Here is a 16,296-nt window from a genome sequence, read left to right on the forward strand (position 1 = left end):
GGGTCTGAACAACCGGGCGGAGAACAGCCACCAGCCAACCAGGCAGCGTGAACGGGCGATGAAGGGCTTCCGCTCCGTAGGTGGGGCCCAACGGTTCCTGTCCGTGTTCAGCGGGATCTCGCCCCACTTCCGACCCCGCCGCCACCTGATGACCACACACGACTACCGAGCCGAAATCCGCCACCGCTTCGCCATCTGGGACGAGAGCACCGGCGCTGTCGGCTGGCCCACCACGGCCTGAACACAGGCCCGGACCCGGGGGGCCCACCCTGCCCCGACGCCCCGTCAGGCACGTACACACCCAACAACGTGACAGCGCCCCCGATCGCCTTCTCGTACATCCAGCGGTGCAGTGAACCGTTCCGGGTTCGGGATCTTCCCAGTCCAAATCTCTGTCTTGCGCGGCAGAGGGACGGCGTTGTTGCCCTGCTGCCCGATAGCGAGGGAGCGGCGGCGGCCGAAGATGACGGCGGCGGCACGGGGGAAGAAGTGCGGACGTAGCTGGCGCAGGTCCCATGAGCCAGTGAACTCGACCTTGACGGGGTGGTCGGGTTCAGTCCATTGCACGCTGCGGAAGCCGATCCAGTAAGGGCGGTCTCCATCCCAACGACCGGGGAGCCGAGGCGATGGCCGGTGCCGTCCCCCTCCGTCTCCTGCACTGACCCGCCCCCGCACGGAACACGCGCGCCGGGCCCGGAGACGGTCTCCGGGCCCGGCGCTTGGAGGCGGACAGGGCGTCAGCCGATGGCCATCTTGTTCTGCCATCCCGTGGTGATCTGCGTCCCGGCACCGGTGTCGGTGCGCGAGGGCGTGTAGACGTTCAGCGTTCCGTCGACCCTGAGAGCCCAGATGTCGGGGATCGCGTCACCGTTGAGGTCGGGGGTGCCGAACAGCAGACGGATCTTGGCCGGTTCCCAACCCCCGGAGCCGTACACGGCGTCGACTCCGCCCGCGGAGTTCGCCGCCGAGGCGAGGGAGGTGAGGTCCACTCCACCCGTTGTCGCCTTCATACCCGTCCGCAGCAGCATGCGACCGCTGGTGGAGCGGTAGAGCAGATCGGTCACTCCGTCTCCGGTGATGTCCTGGACGGTCACGATGTCGCGGTCGGTCCAGGGGGAGCTGGAGAGCTGTACGGCCTTGTCGACGGTGGCGCCGTTGTATCCGACGAAGGCCCAGATGGCGTCGCCGACTGTGAGGAAGAAGTCGCTCTTGCCGTCGCCCGTGGCGTCTCCGGCGGAGACGATCTGGCTGATGCTGTCGGGGGCAGGTGCGTTCGACGGCAGCAGGATCTCCTGGCGCTTGTCGACGTTGACGCCGCCGTACCCGTCGCCCGGGTACACCCACAGCTTGCCCTCGCGACGGGCGACGAGGTCCTGGAGCCCGTCACCTCCGTAGATGTCGCCGATGTGGGTGATCAGGGTGTTCTTCCAGTAACCGGAAGGCGGGCCGACGTACTGGGGTTCGTCGTCCTCACCATTCGGGTCCTTGGTCGGGTTGCCCTGGTAGGCGCCGGACGCGGAGTAGCCGATGCGACCGCTGCCCTTGGTCAGGTCCGTTGTGTACTCGGTCGCGTAGGACCGCAGGTTCCCGTTGCCGTCCACGACCATGAGGTCCGGCAGCTTGTCACCGGTGAAGTCCCCTGGGGCGTCGGCCTGGTCGCGGGGGGTGACGTAGAAGAGGTACTTGCGCGGTTCGGACTTGTTGCCCGCGTCGTCGACGGTCCTCACGTAGAGCACGTTGGGGCCGGCGGCCGGAGGCTTCGCGTTGGAGACCGTCGTCACCGTGGTGACCGGCGCGCCGTTGGTCCGGGCGGCGGAGAAGGCGTACGAGCCCTGGTTGAAGCTGTACTCGTACTTCACCACGTCCGCCTGCGCGGCCTTGAAGGAGAACGATCCCGCAGTGCCGAACTTGACGGTGCTCCACTTCGCGTCCTCGGGCTCGTTGGCGAAGCCGTTGTCACTCGCGTCCGCGTCCGGGAACTGTGTCGAGGTGACGGTGGGCGGGGAGGGTTTCGAGGTGTCGAAGACGAAGCGGCAGGGCACCGACGCGGGTGCGAACGCGGACGAGGCACCGAACTTGTCGACCGACCGGGCCCTCCACGAGTAGGTGGTGCCGTTCTTGAGGACGCTCGTGTTCAGCGGATCGGTGTGGACCCGGGCGGAGGACGTACCGCTCCCGACCGAGACGACCGCCTTGGAGCCCAGCAGGTTCCCGGAGCCGCCGGTGGGCCACAGCTCGAAGCGGACACTGGCGAGATTGCCGTCCTTGTCGGAGCTGTTGGCCCAGAACGTGATCTGGGAAGCGCCGAGGTTGATGTACGGGGAGGTGGTGTCGCAGCTCAGCTCGGGGTCGAGATCGAGACTGGTGGGTGCGGCGGGCGGCCGGTTGTACAGCAGGTCGACGTAGGGGTCGTTGCCGTTGTCCGCCTGGAGCTTCTTCCAGGAGTACTGCGAGCTCTCGTCGGTGGCCCGGAAGCCGAGCGTCATGGTCTTTCAGCCACCGGTGACGGCCTTCTGGGCTGTCGGCTTCACGTTGAACGCCTCGTACGCGTCCGGGCACGAGGCGGATTTGTAGCCATGGGCGAAGCTGCGGCTCGCCAGCTTGTTGGCGCTGGTCATCTTTGGGGCGTTCTTCCAGGTCGTCTTGGAACTGATCGACCCGGTGAGGTAGATGTCCATCCGCCGCGCGCTGCAGGACCACGCGTACGTCTCGAGGACACGCAGGGTCGCCTCGTGGACCGTGGCGCCCTTCAGGTTCGCGTCCCAGTCGATGGTGAAGAAGGAGCGGGACGTGCCCCAGGTGTCGGACTCGAAGCCGACGCGAGCCTCGTGGGTGCCGCCCTTGTTGAAGTTCCGGCCGTTGTAGAAGTTCGCGCTGGGGTGACCGCTGTACGCGGTCGTCCAGTCGTTGGTGTGCTTCTTGATCGAGGGGTCGATGAAGACCGGATAGACCGTCTTCGAGTCGGTCAGGAAGTCCTGGTCGGGAATCAGGACCCAGTCCGACCCCGAGAGGTCGGCATCGACGAGGGTGCCGTGGGAGTCGGGCTGCGGACCGGCGAGTGCGGGCAGCGAGAGGGTCGCCGCGGGACCGGACTGGGAGGGCTCGGGTGTCGGCTCGGCCGGAACCGGCGGAGCGGTGCCGGCCGGCTCGGTGGTGGAGGGGTCGGGCGCCTCGTCCGTCGCCCCGGGCAGGACCTCGTTCCACGAGTCGCCCATCTCACCGTCGTTCATGGTGTCGGAGGGCTCTGCGGAGGGTGAGGGCGAATCCCCACCGGTTCCTCCGCCAGGTGTGTCGGTCGGCTCGGGTTCGGCGCTCGGTGGCGGAGCCGTGCCGGCGCCCGCACCATCGGTGAGGGCGGGGGTGCCGGAGCTGTCCCACATCAGCGGACTCGGCGAAACGGCGATCTCGTCACCCTCGTCGTCCTCCGCGCTGAGAATCCTGCTGGTCGGGTCCAGCAGGAATTTCAGGTCCGGGGAGGACAGCCCGTACGAGAGCTGGGCGACGCGTGGATCGGCAGCGGCCTGACGGTTCTTCACCATCAGGAGTTGGGCGAACCCCCCGTCGTCGGCCGTCAGTACGAGGTCGGCGCCGGGCAGGATTTCCGGGTAGAGGGCACGGGATCCATCGATGATGGGCTGCGGGATCGCGCCGGGCCAGGTCAGCACGATGTCGTGCCCACCGGTCGACAGCGTCACCAGCGCGTTGCCGTTCGCCGAGGCGGCGGCGGGGGCGAGCAGGGACACCCGCCGGACACGGTCGCGCGACGCCCGTCGGGATTCGGCCTGCGCGCCGGGAGAGAACACCATCCGGACGTTGGTGGCCTTCGGCGACCAACCGTTCTTCACCCGGGCCAGAGACGGGTCGATCGACTTCCACTCGCCACCGACATTGGCGCGCACGGGACTTGCGTGGATACGGCGCTGCAGTTTGCCGTCCGGCCTGGCCCAGGTGGTCGAGTACGCGGTGCGAAGCGCCGTCGCCTCGACGGCCTTGCCCGACTTGGCGGCCTCCGCCGCCGCGGAGGCTTCGTCGAGCGGTGCGTGCGTGGCACGCTCCGGCCGGTCGGTGCTCCGTTCCGTGTCCGGAGTGTTGAGTCCGACGTAGGTCAGACCGGATGCCACGACGACGGCCACCGCGACTGCCGCGGTGGCTCTGCCCCTGGCCGTATGGCGCCAGCTGCTCGACATGTGCGCGAGTTCCTCCCCCTTGAGCCACCACGCACGACGCAGTTGTGCGCAGGACGTGAAGATGCGAGCAGATCATGGCCTACGAATCCCGTGCCGTCACGCGCCCCGGGAGCGGGCTGCGTGCGCCGGACGACGCGACGTGGCGAACGGGGAAGTCCGGCTCGCGCGACCAGGAGAGGCGGCATACCTCTGCCGCTGCCACGACAACTCGCCCTAAAATTCCCCAATCAGGGCCTTTCGATGCGTCGCTTGGCAGCGGTTCAGCCCGAACGGATCGAATGCCACCAAATCGCCTTCCGTGTCTGATTCGCACGTCAAATGGCCACCAAGATCCACTTCTTGACGACCTATCACATTTGTCTTTAAACGCGGCATGATGGTGATCACTTGGTCACGGGAAGGTCTGGCTTTCTTCACTGCGTGGTCACAGAATCAGCGCGTTCTTGAAGTGGCATCCGCCTGTGGTCTGTCAGGCGCCGCTCCTGTCGTCCGGGGGGACCACACCGTGTCCGTATCGCTGTCCGCGCGCCTCAAGGGCCGCCGCTCCACCATGGTCTCGGCCATGGTCTTCGCGCTGGCGGTGGCACTGCTGCCGACCGACGCACTCGCACTCCCTCCGGACCCCTCGAAGGCAGAGGTGCCGCGTGAGGAGCTCGTGCTGGAGAAACTCGGTCAGGAAGAGCTGATCGACGGCACCACGCGCGATGCCAACCTGGAGAGCATCGCGGTGGAGGAGCCCGCGAACACCACGGAGGCGCTGGCCGGCACCACCACACCGCCCGTCGGTACGGGCTCGGTGACCTTCGGCGGCGCAGCCCAGGGCGCGGCGCAGCAGACCGGCCTCACCTCCGCCTCCCGCGCCGGCGTCACGCGGCTCGCGGCGGCCGAGCCCGAACCGGTCGGCACCCTCCCCGTGAAGCTGGGACAGGCGCCGGGCGCCGCCATGCCCACGGGGACCTGGCAGGTCGAGATCCCCGACCGCACCGCCCCCCAGTCGGAGGGCGTGGACGGCGCGGTCGTCACCGTCACGGCCCCGCCCGGCGCCTCGGTGCCTATCGCGGTGGAACTCGACTACTAGGCGTACCAGAACCTCTACGGCGCGGACTGGGCCTCCCGCCTGCGCTTCGTCCAGTTCCCCGAGTGCTATCTCGATACTCCGGACCTGGAGGAGTGCCGTACGTACGAAGAGCTGGGGACCGTCAACGACACCGACGCCAAGACGATCACGGCGACGGTCGACACGGCGGCCGACGGCACGGTGACCCCGGCTTCGGCTCCACTGGCGAAGAAGCCCTCCACGGCGATGCAGGCTTCGTACGTCCGGTCCGCCACGGCGGCAGCGGCGGCGGGCGGCGACAAGGCGGTCGTCGGCGCGGTCGACTCCGGTGCGGGAGAAGGCGGTTCGTTCAAGGCGACCCCGCTGCTCGGCGACGGCAAGTGGACGGCGGGCGGCTCGTCCGGCGCGTTCAACTGGTCCTATCCGCTGGAGGTCCCGCCTGCTCCTGCGGGACCGGCGCCGGAGATCTCCTTCGACTACTCCTCCCAGACCGTCGACGGAAAGACCTCCAGCACCTCGCCCCAGGCATCCTGGATCGGTGAGGGCTGGAACTACGAACCGGGCCACATCGAACGCCGCTACCGCACCTGCCAGGATGACCGGGCGGACATCGCGGCCGGAGCGCCCAACAACAAGGAGAAGAAGTACAAGACCTCCGACTTGTGCTGGGTGTCCTACAACGCGGTCATGTCTCTCGGCGGCAAGACGACCGAACTGGTCCGCGAGAGCAAGACCTCGAACTTCTACCGTCTCAAGAACGACGACGGCACGCGCGTCGAGCTGAAGACCGGCGGGGACAACGGGGACAACGACGGCGAGTACTGGGTCGTCACAACCTCGGACGGAACGCAGTTCTCCTTCGGGCTCAACAAGGTCGGCGGCGGTCACGCGGACACCAAGTCGGTCCTGACCGTCCCGGTCTACGGCAACCACCCCGGTGAGCCCTGCCATGCCACGGCGTTCGCGGGCTCCCGCTGCACCGAGGGCTCGGTGAAGAAGCAGCAGGCCTGGCAGTGGGGCCTGGACAAGATCGTCGACGTCCACGGCAACGCGGTGATCGTGAACTGGAAGCAGGAGACCAACTACTACGCGCCCAACAAGAAGTTCAAGTCTCCCGAGCAGTACATCCGCGGGGGCTACCCCACCGCCATCGAGTACGGTCTGCGCACCGGTTCGCTGACCTCGCCCTCGGCGCGCGTCGTCTTCAACACCAAGGAACGCTGCCTCGAATCCGCCACCGTGTGCGACGAGGCGAAGTTCAACAACACGAAGGACCCGGCCTCCTATCGTCCGTGGTGGGACGCGCCCGGCAACCTGAACTGCAAGTCGGACTCGAAGCTCTGCCCCGCCTTCCCGTCCTTCTGGACGACCAAGCGGCTGGAGTCCGTCACGACGGAAGCGGCCCGCCCCGGTGCCACCGGCCTGGCCAAGGTGGACACTTACACCCTGCAGCAGAGCTTCCCGCGCGACTGGTACGACACCTCTCCCGGACTCTGGCTGACCAAGATCACCCGCCGCGGCTTCGGCGCGGGTGACTCCACCGGCACCCTGCTGTCCGACGCGGGCGTCAGCTTCGGTCCGTACGTCGTCGACCGTGACCATCCGCTCGGCAGCTACCTCAAGGACCGCCAGCTGCCGAACCTGGTCCCCAAGTCGGCAGGCGACTCGCGGCCCGGCTTCACGCGACCGCGCATCGGCGCCGTCTCCACGGAGAACGGCGCGGACGTCGAGGTCGTCTACAAGGGCGGCTGCCGCACCCAGCCCGACGTCGACCAGTCCAAGAACACCGGTACCTGCTACCCGACCCGCTGGTCGCCGGACGGCGAGGAGGACAAGCCCGCCCTCTCCTGGTTCAACAAGTACGTCGTGGACTCGGTGACCGAGACGGACAAGATCACCGGCGTCTCGGACCGGATCACGACCAAGTACTCCTACTCGGGCGCGGCCTGGGGCAAGAGTGACGACGAGTTCAGCAAGCCCGCGCTGCGTACGTACAGCGACTGGCGCGGATTCCAGAAGGTCGTCACGGTCAAGGGCTCCACGCGGACAGGCGGCGTACGCCGACGCGATGTCGGAGCACACCGCCCTCGAGCGAGCGAGCTGTGGGAGGCGACCGTTACTTCGGGTCGCGGTTGAACAACGCCATCGACCAGCGGTAGCCGAGCACGGACAGGCCGACGCACCAGGCGATCGCGATCCATCCGTTGTTGCCGATCTCGGTCCCGAGGAGGAGTCCGCGCAGGGTCTCGATGGCCGGGGTGAAGGGCTGGTACTCGGCGATGGGCTGGAACCAGCCCGGCATCGTGTCGGCTGGGATGAAAGCGCTGGAGATGAGCGGCAGGAGGATCAGCGGCATGGCCATGTTGCTGGCCGCCTCCGGGTTCGGGCCGGCCATACCCATCCCGACCGCAATCCAGGTGAGCGCCAGGGCGAACAGCACGAGCAGCCCGAACGCCGCCAGCCACTCCAGGGCTGTGGCGTCCGTGGACCGGAAGCCGATGGCCACGCCGACGGCGCCGACGAGGACCACGCTGGCGATGCACTGCAGTACGCTGCTGACGACGTGCCCGATGATCACCGAGCCGCGGTAGACCGCCATCGTGCGGAAGCGGGCGATGAGGCCCTCGGCCATATCCATGGAGATGTACACCGCGGGCCCGATCACGGTGCTGCCGATGGTCATCAGCAGGATGCCCGGGACGATGTAGGCGATGTAGTCGGAGCGGTTGGCGCCGCCGCCACCGATGCCCGCGCTCATCACGTCGCCGAAGATATAGACGAAGAGCAGAAGCATCATGATCGGCGTGAGCAGCAGGTTCAGGGTCCCGGACGGGTAGCGCCACGCGTGCAGCAGGTTGCGGCGCAGCATCGTGTTCGAGTCGCGGACGGCGAGGGAGAGGGCGCTCATCGGACGTTCTCCTTGGGCTGGTTGGGGACATTGGTGTCGCCGGTCAGGGCGAAGAAGACGTCGTCGAGGTCGGGTGTGTGCATGGCCAGCTCGTCCGCCTCGATGCCGGCGGAGTCCAGCCGGTCGAGGAGCGAGCGCAGTTCGCGCTGGCTGCCGTCGCTGGGAATCCGGAGCGCGAGTGCCTCGTCGTCGCGGGCGGCCTCGCGCAGGGTGACGGCGGCGGACCGGTACGCCGCTGGGTCGGAGAAGCGGAGCCGTACATGCCCGCCCGGGATGAGCCGCTTGAGCTCGTCGGCGGTGCCCTGGGCGGCGATCTTGCCGTTGTTGAGGACCGCGATGCGGTCTGCGAGCTCGTCGGCCTCTTCGAGGTGCTGCGTGGTGAGGAAGACGGTGACGCCGCCGGAGACCATCTCACGGATGATCTGCCACATGTTGTGGCGGCTGCGCGGGTCGAGCCCGGTGGTCGGCTCGTCAAGGAAGATGATCCGCGGGTTGCCGACCAGAGTCATGGCGAGGTCGAGGCGGCGCTTCATGCCGCCGGAGTAGGTGGAGGCGGGCTTCTTCGCGGCCTCCACCAGGTCGAACCGCTCAAGGAGTTCGGCTGCGGTGCGCCGGCCCTCTGGCTTGGACAGGTGGTGCAGGTCAGCCATGAGGTGCATGTTCTCCTCCCCGGTGATCAGGCCGTCCACCGCGGAGAACTGCCCGGTGACGCCGATCGCGGCACGCACCCCGTCCGGTGATGTGGCGACGTCGTGGCCCGCGATCTGGGCCTGCCCGCCGTCCGCATTGATGAGCGTGGACAGGATCTTGACGACGGTGGTCTTGCCGGCGCCGTTCGGGCCGAGCAGCGCGAACACAGACCCGGCCGGGATGTGCAGATCGATACCGTCGAGGACGAGCTTTTCGCCGTATGACTTGCGTAGCCCGACGGCGGAGACTGCGGTCGGCGACGGGTGACCGTCACCCTGCCTGGATGTGGGCATGACAAATGAAGCCATGGTGACTTCCTTTCGAAGGCTGAAGACACAGGGGGAGTGGAAGCTGCTTCGAAACTCGGATTGAGTGACTGTCCGTGACTGCACGTCAGTCGTTTCATCCTGGAAAATGGTGTCGAGCGGCCCGCAGTCGGAGACCTGCTCGCCGGGGGCATTGGCAGGGCTGGGCCAGGCCGTCTCTACCGGATCGGTGGACAGGATCTGCGGCGGCGTCTGGTGGCAGGTCGGCCCGCGCCTGTTCGCGCTGTGCGGAGGCGAGCGGACCGCGCGTGCGGGCTACACCCACTTACATGATGCGACGGGTGTTACTTCTCGGCTGTGCCGGGTTCCCCGCTGATGGACTCCTGATAGACGTCTGCATAGGTGGGGGAGTCCTTGACCAGGTCGTCGCAGAATGCGGCGACGTCCTTGCCGATGAGTTCCAAGACCCCCTTGCCCGCGGCCGCGCCCTCCTCGAAGAAGTCGACGATCCCCGGGAGCAGGGGCCCGTCAGGCAGGCCGATCGGTCCGACCTTGAACAGGTACCTCTGAATCTCCTTGTAGACGATCTGGTAGTCCGGCGGGAGCGCCTTGACCCGAGCCATGTGCGCCCGCCACTGCTTCTTGCCCTCGATGATGTCCTGGATGCCCACGTCAGCCTCCCAGCCGGCTCAATTTCCTTGCGACGTTCCTGTTCAACTGCTCGCGCCACCGGTCGCGATAGGTTCGAGCCCCTTCTCCACCGGCCAGCGCCGCGCAAAAGCCTCGGATGTCGTCGCCGAGCACCTCGTGGACGCTCTGCCCGTCCGCCGCTGTTTCTTCGAGCAGCCCCAGGGTGGCGTCGAGGATCGGCATCAGGTTGCGGCCGGTGAAGCTCCCATGGGGAAAGAGGTGGCCCTTGATCTGTTCCCACGCCGCCCGGTATTCGTCTGGCAGGGTTTCGGCCCGGGCTTCGAACGCCTTCCATTCCCTGGTGAGATCGCTGCCTGTGATGGTCTCCCAGAAGTTCATCTCCCGCCCTCCTTGAGCCTGTCGATGCGTGATGAGACGTACTGCCATTTCGCCCAGAACTTCGCGAGTTCCTCGCGTCCGGCGTCGTTGAGCGCGTAGAACTTGCGCGGCGGGCCGACCCCGGACGGTCGTTTCGTCACCTGGACGAGTCTGTTCCTCTCCAGTCGCAGCAAGATGGTGTACACCGTCCCCTCGACGACGTCGGCGAAGCCGAGCTCGTTCAGCTGTCGGGTGATGGCGTACCCGTAGGTTTCTTCGCTGCCGATGATTTCGAGCACGCACCCTTCGAGCGTGCCCTTCAGCATCTCCGTCAGGTCGTCCATCGCGAGTCCTCCTCCGTGCAATCGGTACTGCGTACTACCGAGTACCACTATACTGTATCACCGAGTAGTGGAGGCTGCCAGCGATCGACGAACACGGACCGGACTCTGCGATCCGCGAAGCGAAGGAAGAGATCCAATGCGACGTGGACCTCGGTCCTCTGGTGTTCGAAGGGGTCTCGCCGCCAAGACGAGACCGCATTCCACTCGTTCGTCCCCGTCGCCTCGATCACCGCCGGCACCCCACCCGGTGAGTGCTCTGACCGGGAAGGTTCGCCGGGTTGCTGGGAGGGCGGATGGCGTGCGACGACGGAGATCTGCCCAATAGGACCTCGTGCCCAGGCACGGATGTCGGAGGGTGACGATGGAACAGCCGCGGATACGCCTCGGACGGCGGCGTCGCACAACTCACGCAGGGTCAGTCCGGTGGCGACGTGCTTCTCAGCGATCGGCGAGTTGCTGATGAGATCGTCGCGGCCGTAGCGCACGAGCCGGTCCATCTGCCGGAGGGAGTGCTTGTCCAGCATGGCGGCGGCAAGCAGCGCCTTGCAGGTGGAGGCGTAGGCGAAGCGTTCGTCGGGCCGTGGGTGACGGTCCTGCCGCTGCCGGGTCGAGGGCGTACACCCCTGACCGGGCGTCGAACTTCCGCTCCAGTTCGCCGAATGCGTGCTCCGTATGGGGATCGACCGGTGTCGATGCGGCGGGCTCGGTGGCGGGCGGAGTCCTGCCCGATGGGCCCGGGGAGGCGGCATCCGGCGTGGCCGTGCATCCGGAGAGTGGCAGGGCCGCGAGCCCGGCCAGTGTGGTGAGAGCGGCACGACGGGCGACAGGGCGTCGGGAGTGCATGATGTGCGGGCCTTCTGTTCCGAGGTTCTGCGCGTCGTCGGTGCTCGGTGTGCGCATTCGGCACGAGATGCCGCTACCAGGATTGCGTGTGGCCAGGAAGAAGCATGTCGGGGACTGAGATCTCCAGTCGTGGCCGAGTGAGCCGACCGGGTTGGCACTCGATGTCGACTCCGTGTGCGCGGGCGCGTACGCCGAGGCCGTCAGCCCAGCCCTGGCCAATGGCCCTCGGCCTCCGGACGGGATGGCTGCCCGTGTGGTGCCGATAGAGCTCGGTGATGACCACGGCGCGGATGTTTGGGTCTGCCGGGGGCAGGAAGGCCCAGGCGGCGAACTCCAACTACGCGACCGCGTCCAGGCCGTGGTCGTCGCCTACGAGAGCGGACTGGTCGGCGCCGCCGCACACCGAGCCCCTTCGCAGGGCGCCGAACCGGCGCAGGCGCGGCCCGGACGGCGTGCCTCATGTGCGGCCAGGAGACTGCCCCATATCCGTCTTCGAGTCCCCGGAGTCCTGCCGGTCGACGGCCTCGCCGCGGATCACACGAGGCGCCCCGGCCTCCCCTTCGGCGCCCTGACTCTCCTTCATCGCCTTCGCCTCGGCCTTCAGGATGCGGGCCGACTTGCCCGCGGAACGGGCAAGGTCGGGGAGCCTCTTGGCGCCCAGCACGAGTATGGCCACGATCAGGATGATCGCGATCTCACTGATTCCGAACATCAGTCGTCGCCGCCCTCATCCTCGTCGTCGCCCTCGAAGAAGTCCCCGACCTCGTCGACGACTTCGGCGGCGACCATGCCTCCGACGACGCCGACCGCGAGCCCGGCCGCGCCCGCCGCGACGGCCGTGCCCATACCGGGACCGGAGCGGTGACCACCGTCGTGATGACGCTCCTCGTAATGACCGTGCCCTTGACCATGGCTGTGGTTCCCGGCGTACGGATCACCGTGTCCGTACGAGGAGCCCGCCGCGTACGCCGACCGGTGCTCGGTCAACTGCCGCAGCCAGTCGTCGACGAGCGCGCGCCAGTCCTGGTGATGGACTCCGTCGTGCGAGACGGTGAACCGGGTGAGCGCGTCGTGCCCGCCGGAGAAGAGCCCACCGCGCTTGTCGGCCTCCAGGACCACGTCCATGCCGCCCGGAGTGGCGAGGAAAGTCACCTCGATCTCGTTGACCGTGTGCGCGTACTGAGGCGCCGGGGTCAGCTCGATCTCCTGATAGAAGGGGAGTTGCTGGTTGGTGCCACCGATGCGGCCGTACTCCAGATCTGCGGACTTGAAGCCGAAGCCCAGCTGCCCGAACGCTTCGAGGATCGCCTCCTGCACCGGCAGCGGGCCCACGATGAGCTGGTCGAGGTCGCCCTTGTCCTTGGCCCCGGCCACCGACAGCTCGGTGCGCACGCCGAGGACGATGCCCAGGCCCTGCCCGTACAGCTCGGTGACCGGCGTCTCCCACGGCAGCGCGATCGAGAACGGCACACTGCGCTGCTCGCCCTCGGCGAGCCGGAAGCCGCCGCCGACGGTGAACCGGTCAAAGACGACGACGCCCTCCCCTTCTCCCTCCTCGAGCTCGGCCTCCACCCGTGCGACGAGTTCCAGCGTGATGTGCTCGATGTCGAAGTCGGAGCTGCCGCCCTTGAGCTGGACCTGGCCCGACAGGGGGCCGCCGGGTACAGCTGCCCCGGCGGTGAGGACCGTGTCGACGGTGGGGCCGCCCACACCGAGTGAGCCGAGCAGTCGTTTGAACACCATCGAGGCGTTCACTTCCTTACGTGTGTACGAGGGTTGCGGGGGAGCCCGGTAACGTCATGGGAGACGCCCAAGCTCTACAGTCGTGTAGAAGCATAGGGCCGGCGAGGAGGCTTTGAGAGCCGCACGGGCGCAGGGTGCGGGAAAGTCCGAAAAGGATCGCCCAGACGGTCCGGGCAGCCGCTTGACGAGGGTGTTTTGCCGTGCTGGTGCTCCGTCTTGACTGCCGGTCAACGCCTGGTGCGCCGGTGCGGTGCGTTGCGTTGCGCGGGGTGGGCCGTGGTGCCGACACTGCCGGTATTGGCGCGCCGAGCAGATGGTGGCGCAGCCCCGGTACCGAGGGAGTCGAGGCGTTGTACGTGGCGGTTGGCCCGGGCGATCCATGCCGCGGCTTCGGCGCTGCCATGTCCGGATGGCAGGGTCTTTGGGTGGAGGCGGCGGGCGCCGATGTACTCAGCCAGGCCCGCTGCGTGCGGTGGAGGCGGAACCGCGGGTGGCTGATCTCGGCCACGCCGCCATGCTGTGCGACGTGGGCAAGCAGGCGGCCGGCCTTGTCGCGAACGGCCGGGGATGTGTTCCTGTCATGTGTCGCAGCTGAAGTGGTGGAGCCGCCGGCGGAGGCCGTCCAGGACACCCGGGCGCCAATTGAAGTGGCGTACCGCGCAGATGCGGTCCGCATCCGGCCGGCGGTCGGGAGCCCGGCAGTTACCGGAGGCGACCGGTGATCCGCAGACGGGTGGCCGGGTGCAGTTCTGCCACCCTGCGCGCTGATCGGGAAACGGGGAGGGGCGCTCCGGCTGCGGTGTGGCCTGCGGCAACGTTGAGTGATGCTGGTTGATCTGCTGCTTCACGCAGATCCTCGTCGGAGGCAACGGCCGGCAGGGACCGGGCCGGTGACGGCCGGCTCCATCCGAGATCGCGAGGACGGTCGATCACTTCGGTCAGTCGGGAGCGCTTGACGATCCATCGATTGAGCGGGTTCCGCGGTTCGGGTGTCGTCCAGGTCCGCGTGCGGGCGGAGCACGTCCTCGAGGTCCTCGTGCACGGCCTCATCGACGAGGGCGCGGCGCATCGTCAGCCGCGTCCGTGCGCCGTGCTGTCCCGCACCACGAGCCGTGTGGGCACCAGCGTTGTTCCCCGCTCCGCCTCGCCCTGCCGTACCTGGCGCAGGGCGCTCTCCACGCAGCGGCGGCCGACCTCGGCGAAGTCCTGGTGGACCGTGGTCAGCGGGGGAAGGAACGAGCCCGACTCCGGGATGTCGTCGAAGCCGATGACCGAGACGTCCTGGGGGACCTTGCGGCCGCGCTCGTGGAGGGCGCGCAGCAGACCGAGCGCCATCTGGTCGTTGGCGGCGAACACCGCTGTGCAGTCTGCCTGTTCGGCCAGGTGGAGGCCCGCGCGGTAGCCCGACTCGGCTGACCAGTCGCCGCGCACGAGGGGTGGTGGCATGCGGCCCGCCTCCTCAAGTGTCCTGCGCCAGGCGTCCGTTCGACGTTGCGCCGCGTACGACGTCTCCGGTCCGGCGAGGTGCCACACCGTGCGGTGCCCGAGGTCGAGCAGATGCAGCACGGCGTCCCGCGTGCCGCCCGCCTGGTCGGTGTCGACGACCGCGTACCGGTCTCCGGCGTCCGAGTCCGCGACCACGATCTTCACGTGCGGCGGCAGCGACAGGCTCGCCGAGTCGAGCAGATGGACCTCCATGATGACAATGACCGCGTCCACCGCCAGCTCGCCCAACCGGGAGAAGGCGCCGCGTACTTCGTCCTGGGTGGGGACCGCGACCGGCAGCAGCGTGACCGAATACCCCTCCTGTGCGGCCGATGTTGCGATGGCCTCCAGTGTGCGCACGTTGCCCGTCGTGGACAGCGTGAATGTGATCACGCCGATCGTGCGGAAATCGCCCCGCTTGAGCGCGCGGGCCGCACTGTTGGGCCGATAGCCGAGCTCCTTCATCGCCGCGAGGACCCGTTGCCGCGTCTCCTCGTTGACGCCGGGGAAGCCGTTTGAGACGCGGGACACCGTCTGCGAGGAGACACCCGCGACCCGGGCGACGTCCGCCATCGAAGCGTTCTGTGTACGGCGTCGGCCACCGGCCGTGCCTCGCGCCGGGGCACTGTCCGTTGCTCCCACCGTTTTCCCTCACCAGCTGTCTCGTTCGTATACCGAGAGACGGACTCTTGACCGTGATCAACGGGGCGGTGTAGACATGCCGCCACCGAATGTTTACGTAACCATAACAGCCGTCGGCTCCTTGCGATTCGGAATGGTTACGCAAACATCGGGGTCACCACCCGCGAGGGATGTACGAGCGAGGGACGCGAGATGACGACGCTTCAACCGTCGGCGGCCACAGGGCCCCGCCCGGCCGGACCACCGGCGCGACGGGCGCGCCGCTCATGGACGGGATGGGGGTTCATCGGCCCCTTCGTCCTCGTCTTCGCGCTGGTTTTCCTGGCGCCGCTCGGGTACTCGATCTATCTGAGCCTCTTCAGGACCCAGCTCATCGGCGGCACCACCTTCGTGGGCCTCGACAACTACCAACAGGCCCTGCAGGACAGTCAGTTCTGGGGCGGGGTCGGGCGCGTCGGCCTGTTCCTCCTGATCCAGGTACCGATCATGCTGGGCCTCGCCCTGCTGATCGCGCTCGCCCTCGACAGTGGCCGCCTCTACGGAAAGGACTTCTTCCGGATATCCGTCTTTCTGCCGTACGCGGTGCCCGCCGTCGTCGCCTCCCTCATGTGGGGCTTCATCTACGGCACCCGCTTCGGACTGGTCGGCGACATCAACGACGCGTTCGGCGTGAAGCTGCCCGACCCGCTCTCCTCCGACCTGATCCTGGCGTCCATCGGCAACATCGTGACCTGGGAGTTCGTCGGCTACAACATGCTGATCTTCTACGCCGCGCTGCGTGTCGTACCGCACTCGCTGTACGAGGCCGCGGAGATCGACGGCGCGGGACAGTGGCGCGTCATTTCGGCGATCAAGCTGCCGGCCATCCGCGGCGCGCTCGTCATCGCCACCATCTTCTCGATCATCGGCAGCTTCCAGCTCTTCAACGAGCCCGCCATCCTCCAGAAGCTGGCACCGAACGCGATCACCACCGACTACACCCCGAACTACTACACGTACTCGCTGTCCTTCTCCGGCCAGCAGCACAACTACTCCGCGACGGTCGCCATCGTCATGGGCGTGATCACCATGATCGTCGCCTATGTCGTCCAGCTGCGCGGCATGCGCAAGGGAGCGTGAGCCC

At 67.7% G+C, this 16,296-nt stretch carries 14 protein-coding genes and 1 pseudogene; 4 read left to right on the forward strand and 11 right to left on the reverse strand.

From position 1 onward, the window contains the following. Positions 1–241 (forward strand): annotated as a pseudogene (locus IEZ15_RS17120) (IS6 family transposase); the annotation flags it as partial. 496 nt (positions 242–737) lie between these two features. On the opposite strand, the gene IEZ15_RS46755 reads toward IEZ15_RS17120, so the two are convergent. Then, positions 738–2,486: an FG-GAP repeat domain-containing protein gene (locus IEZ15_RS46755; protein WP_308427411.1), complete on the reverse strand. Its 1,749-nt coding sequence runs from the start codon at positions 2,484–2,486 to the stop codon at positions 738–740. 6 nt (positions 2,487–2,492) lie between these two features. Continuing rightward, the gene (locus IEZ15_RS46760) at positions 2,493–4,187 is read right to left on the reverse strand and encodes a hypothetical protein (RefSeq protein WP_308427412.1); all 1,695 of its coding nucleotides are present in this window, start codon (positions 4,185–4,187) and stop codon (positions 2,493–2,495) included. Between the two features lie 505 nt (positions 4,188–4,692). On the opposite strand from IEZ15_RS46760, the gene IEZ15_RS17130 reads away from it, so the two are divergent. Both IEZ15_RS17130 and IEZ15_RS17135 read left to right on the forward strand, forming a co-directional pair. Beyond that, positions 4,693–5,265 carry a hypothetical protein gene (locus IEZ15_RS17130; RefSeq protein ID WP_189277779.1) on the forward strand — a complete coding sequence of 191 codons (573 nt, stop codon included), beginning with the start codon at positions 4,693–4,695 and terminating at the stop codon, positions 5,263–5,265. Positions 5,266–5,445: 180 nt separating this feature from the next. Beyond that, positions 5,446–7,380, forward strand: coding sequence for a hypothetical protein (locus IEZ15_RS17135; protein WP_189277781.1), 1,935 nt, complete (start codon positions 5,446–5,448; stop codon positions 7,378–7,380). Here the strand turns inward: IEZ15_RS17135 and IEZ15_RS17140 are convergent. The 9 genes from IEZ15_RS17140 to IEZ15_RS17180 form a co-directional block, all read right to left on the reverse strand. Then, positions 7,361–8,152, reverse strand: a complete 792-nt coding sequence (locus IEZ15_RS17140) for an ABC transporter permease (protein ID WP_189277783.1) — start codon at positions 8,150–8,152, stop codon at positions 7,361–7,363. The genes IEZ15_RS17135 and IEZ15_RS17140 overlap by 20 nt on opposite strands. Beyond that, positions 8,149–9,135: an ATP-binding cassette domain-containing protein gene (locus tag IEZ15_RS17145; protein WP_373302582.1), complete on the reverse strand. Its 987-nt coding sequence runs from the start codon at positions 9,133–9,135 to the stop codon at positions 8,149–8,151. Before IEZ15_RS17145 ends, IEZ15_RS17140 begins: the two co-directional genes overlap by 4 nt. A 317-nt stretch (positions 9,136–9,452) precedes the next feature. Beyond that, positions 9,453–9,779: a DUF1048 domain-containing protein gene (locus tag IEZ15_RS17150; protein ID WP_189277786.1), complete on the reverse strand. Its 327-nt coding sequence runs from the start codon at positions 9,777–9,779 to the stop codon at positions 9,453–9,455. 1 nt (position 9,780) lies between these two features. Next, complete coding sequence (locus IEZ15_RS17155) at positions 9,781–10,137, reverse strand: DUF1048 domain-containing protein (RefSeq protein ID WP_189277788.1); 357 nt, start codon at positions 10,135–10,137, stop codon at positions 9,781–9,783. Further along, positions 10,134–10,460: a PadR family transcriptional regulator gene (locus tag IEZ15_RS17160; RefSeq protein WP_114242970.1), complete on the reverse strand. Its 327-nt coding sequence runs from the start codon at positions 10,458–10,460 to the stop codon at positions 10,134–10,136. Before IEZ15_RS17160 ends, IEZ15_RS17155 begins: the two co-directional genes overlap by 4 nt. 47 nt (positions 10,461–10,507) lie before the next feature. Beyond that, positions 10,508–11,209, reverse strand: coding sequence for a serine hydrolase (locus IEZ15_RS47055; RefSeq protein WP_229845926.1), 702 nt, complete (start codon positions 11,207–11,209; stop codon positions 10,508–10,510). Between the two features lie 551 nt (positions 11,210–11,760). Next, positions 11,761–12,015: a twin-arginine translocase TatA/TatE family subunit gene (locus IEZ15_RS17170; RefSeq protein WP_189277790.1), complete on the reverse strand. Its 255-nt coding sequence runs from the start codon at positions 12,013–12,015 to the stop codon at positions 11,761–11,763. Further along, positions 12,015–13,046, reverse strand: coding sequence for a sporulation protein (locus IEZ15_RS17175; RefSeq protein ID WP_189277791.1), 1,032 nt, complete (start codon positions 13,044–13,046; stop codon positions 12,015–12,017). Before IEZ15_RS17175 ends, IEZ15_RS17170 begins: the two co-directional genes overlap by 1 nt. Before the next feature lie 1,071 nt (positions 13,047–14,117). Next, positions 14,118–15,104: a LacI family DNA-binding transcriptional regulator gene (locus IEZ15_RS17180; RefSeq protein WP_114242966.1), complete on the reverse strand. Its 987-nt coding sequence runs from the start codon at positions 15,102–15,104 to the stop codon at positions 14,118–14,120. 261 nt (positions 15,105–15,365) lie between these two features. Here IEZ15_RS17180 and IEZ15_RS17185 point away from each other — a divergent pair, with 261 nt between their 5' ends. Further along, positions 15,366–16,292, forward strand: coding sequence for a carbohydrate ABC transporter permease (locus IEZ15_RS17185; RefSeq protein WP_189277793.1), 927 nt, complete (start codon positions 15,366–15,368; stop codon positions 16,290–16,292). Positions 16,293–16,296 lie beyond the last annotated feature (4 nt).

The sequence above is a fragment of the Streptomyces atratus genome (assembly GCF_014648655.1).
GTDB classification, from domain to species: Bacteria; Actinomycetota; Actinomycetes; order Streptomycetales; family Streptomycetaceae; genus Streptomyces; species Streptomyces atratus.

What these genes read in the sequence shown, in the direction of transcription:
- IEZ15_RS17145 (WP_373302582.1), bottom strand. Translation starts at nt 9,135, where the DNA reads ATGCCCACATCCAGGCAGGGTGACGGTCACCCGTCGCCGACCGCAGTC.
- IEZ15_RS17170 (WP_189277790.1), bottom strand. Translation starts at nt 12,015, where the DNA reads ATGTTCGGAATCAGTGAGATCGCGATCATCCTGATCGTGGCCATACTC.
- IEZ15_RS47055 (WP_229845926.1), bottom strand. Translation starts at nt 11,209, where the DNA reads ATGCCGCCTCCCCGGGCCCATCGGGCAGGACTCCGCCCGCCACCGAGC.
- IEZ15_RS17155 (WP_189277788.1), bottom strand. Translation starts at nt 10,137, where the DNA reads ATGAACTTCTGGGAGACCATCACAGGCAGCGATCTCACCAGGGAATGG.
- IEZ15_RS17180 (WP_114242966.1), bottom strand. Translation starts at nt 15,104, where the DNA reads ATGGCGGACGTCGCCCGGGTCGCGGGTGTCTCCTCGCAGACGGTGTCC.
- IEZ15_RS17160 (WP_114242970.1), bottom strand. Translation starts at nt 10,460, where the DNA reads ATGGACGACCTGACGGAGATGCTGAAGGGCACGCTCGAAGGGTGCGTG.
- IEZ15_RS17185 (WP_189277793.1), top strand. Translation starts at nt 15,366, where the DNA reads ATGACGACGCTTCAACCGTCGGCGGCCACAGGGCCCCGCCCGGCCGGA.
- IEZ15_RS17140 (WP_189277783.1), bottom strand. Translation starts at nt 8,152, where the DNA reads ATGAGCGCCCTCTCCCTCGCCGTCCGCGACTCGAACACGATGCTGCGC.
- IEZ15_RS46760 (WP_308427412.1), bottom strand. Translation starts at nt 4,187, where the DNA reads ATGTCGAGCAGCTGGCGCCATACGGCCAGGGGCAGAGCCACCGCGGCA.
- IEZ15_RS17175 (WP_189277791.1), bottom strand. Translation starts at nt 13,046, where the DNA reads ATGGTGTTCAAACGACTGCTCGGCTCACTCGGTGTGGGCGGCCCCACC.
- IEZ15_RS46755 (WP_308427411.1), bottom strand. Translation starts at nt 2,486, where the DNA reads ATGACGCTCGGCTTCCGGGCCACCGACGAGAGCTCGCAGTACTCCTGG.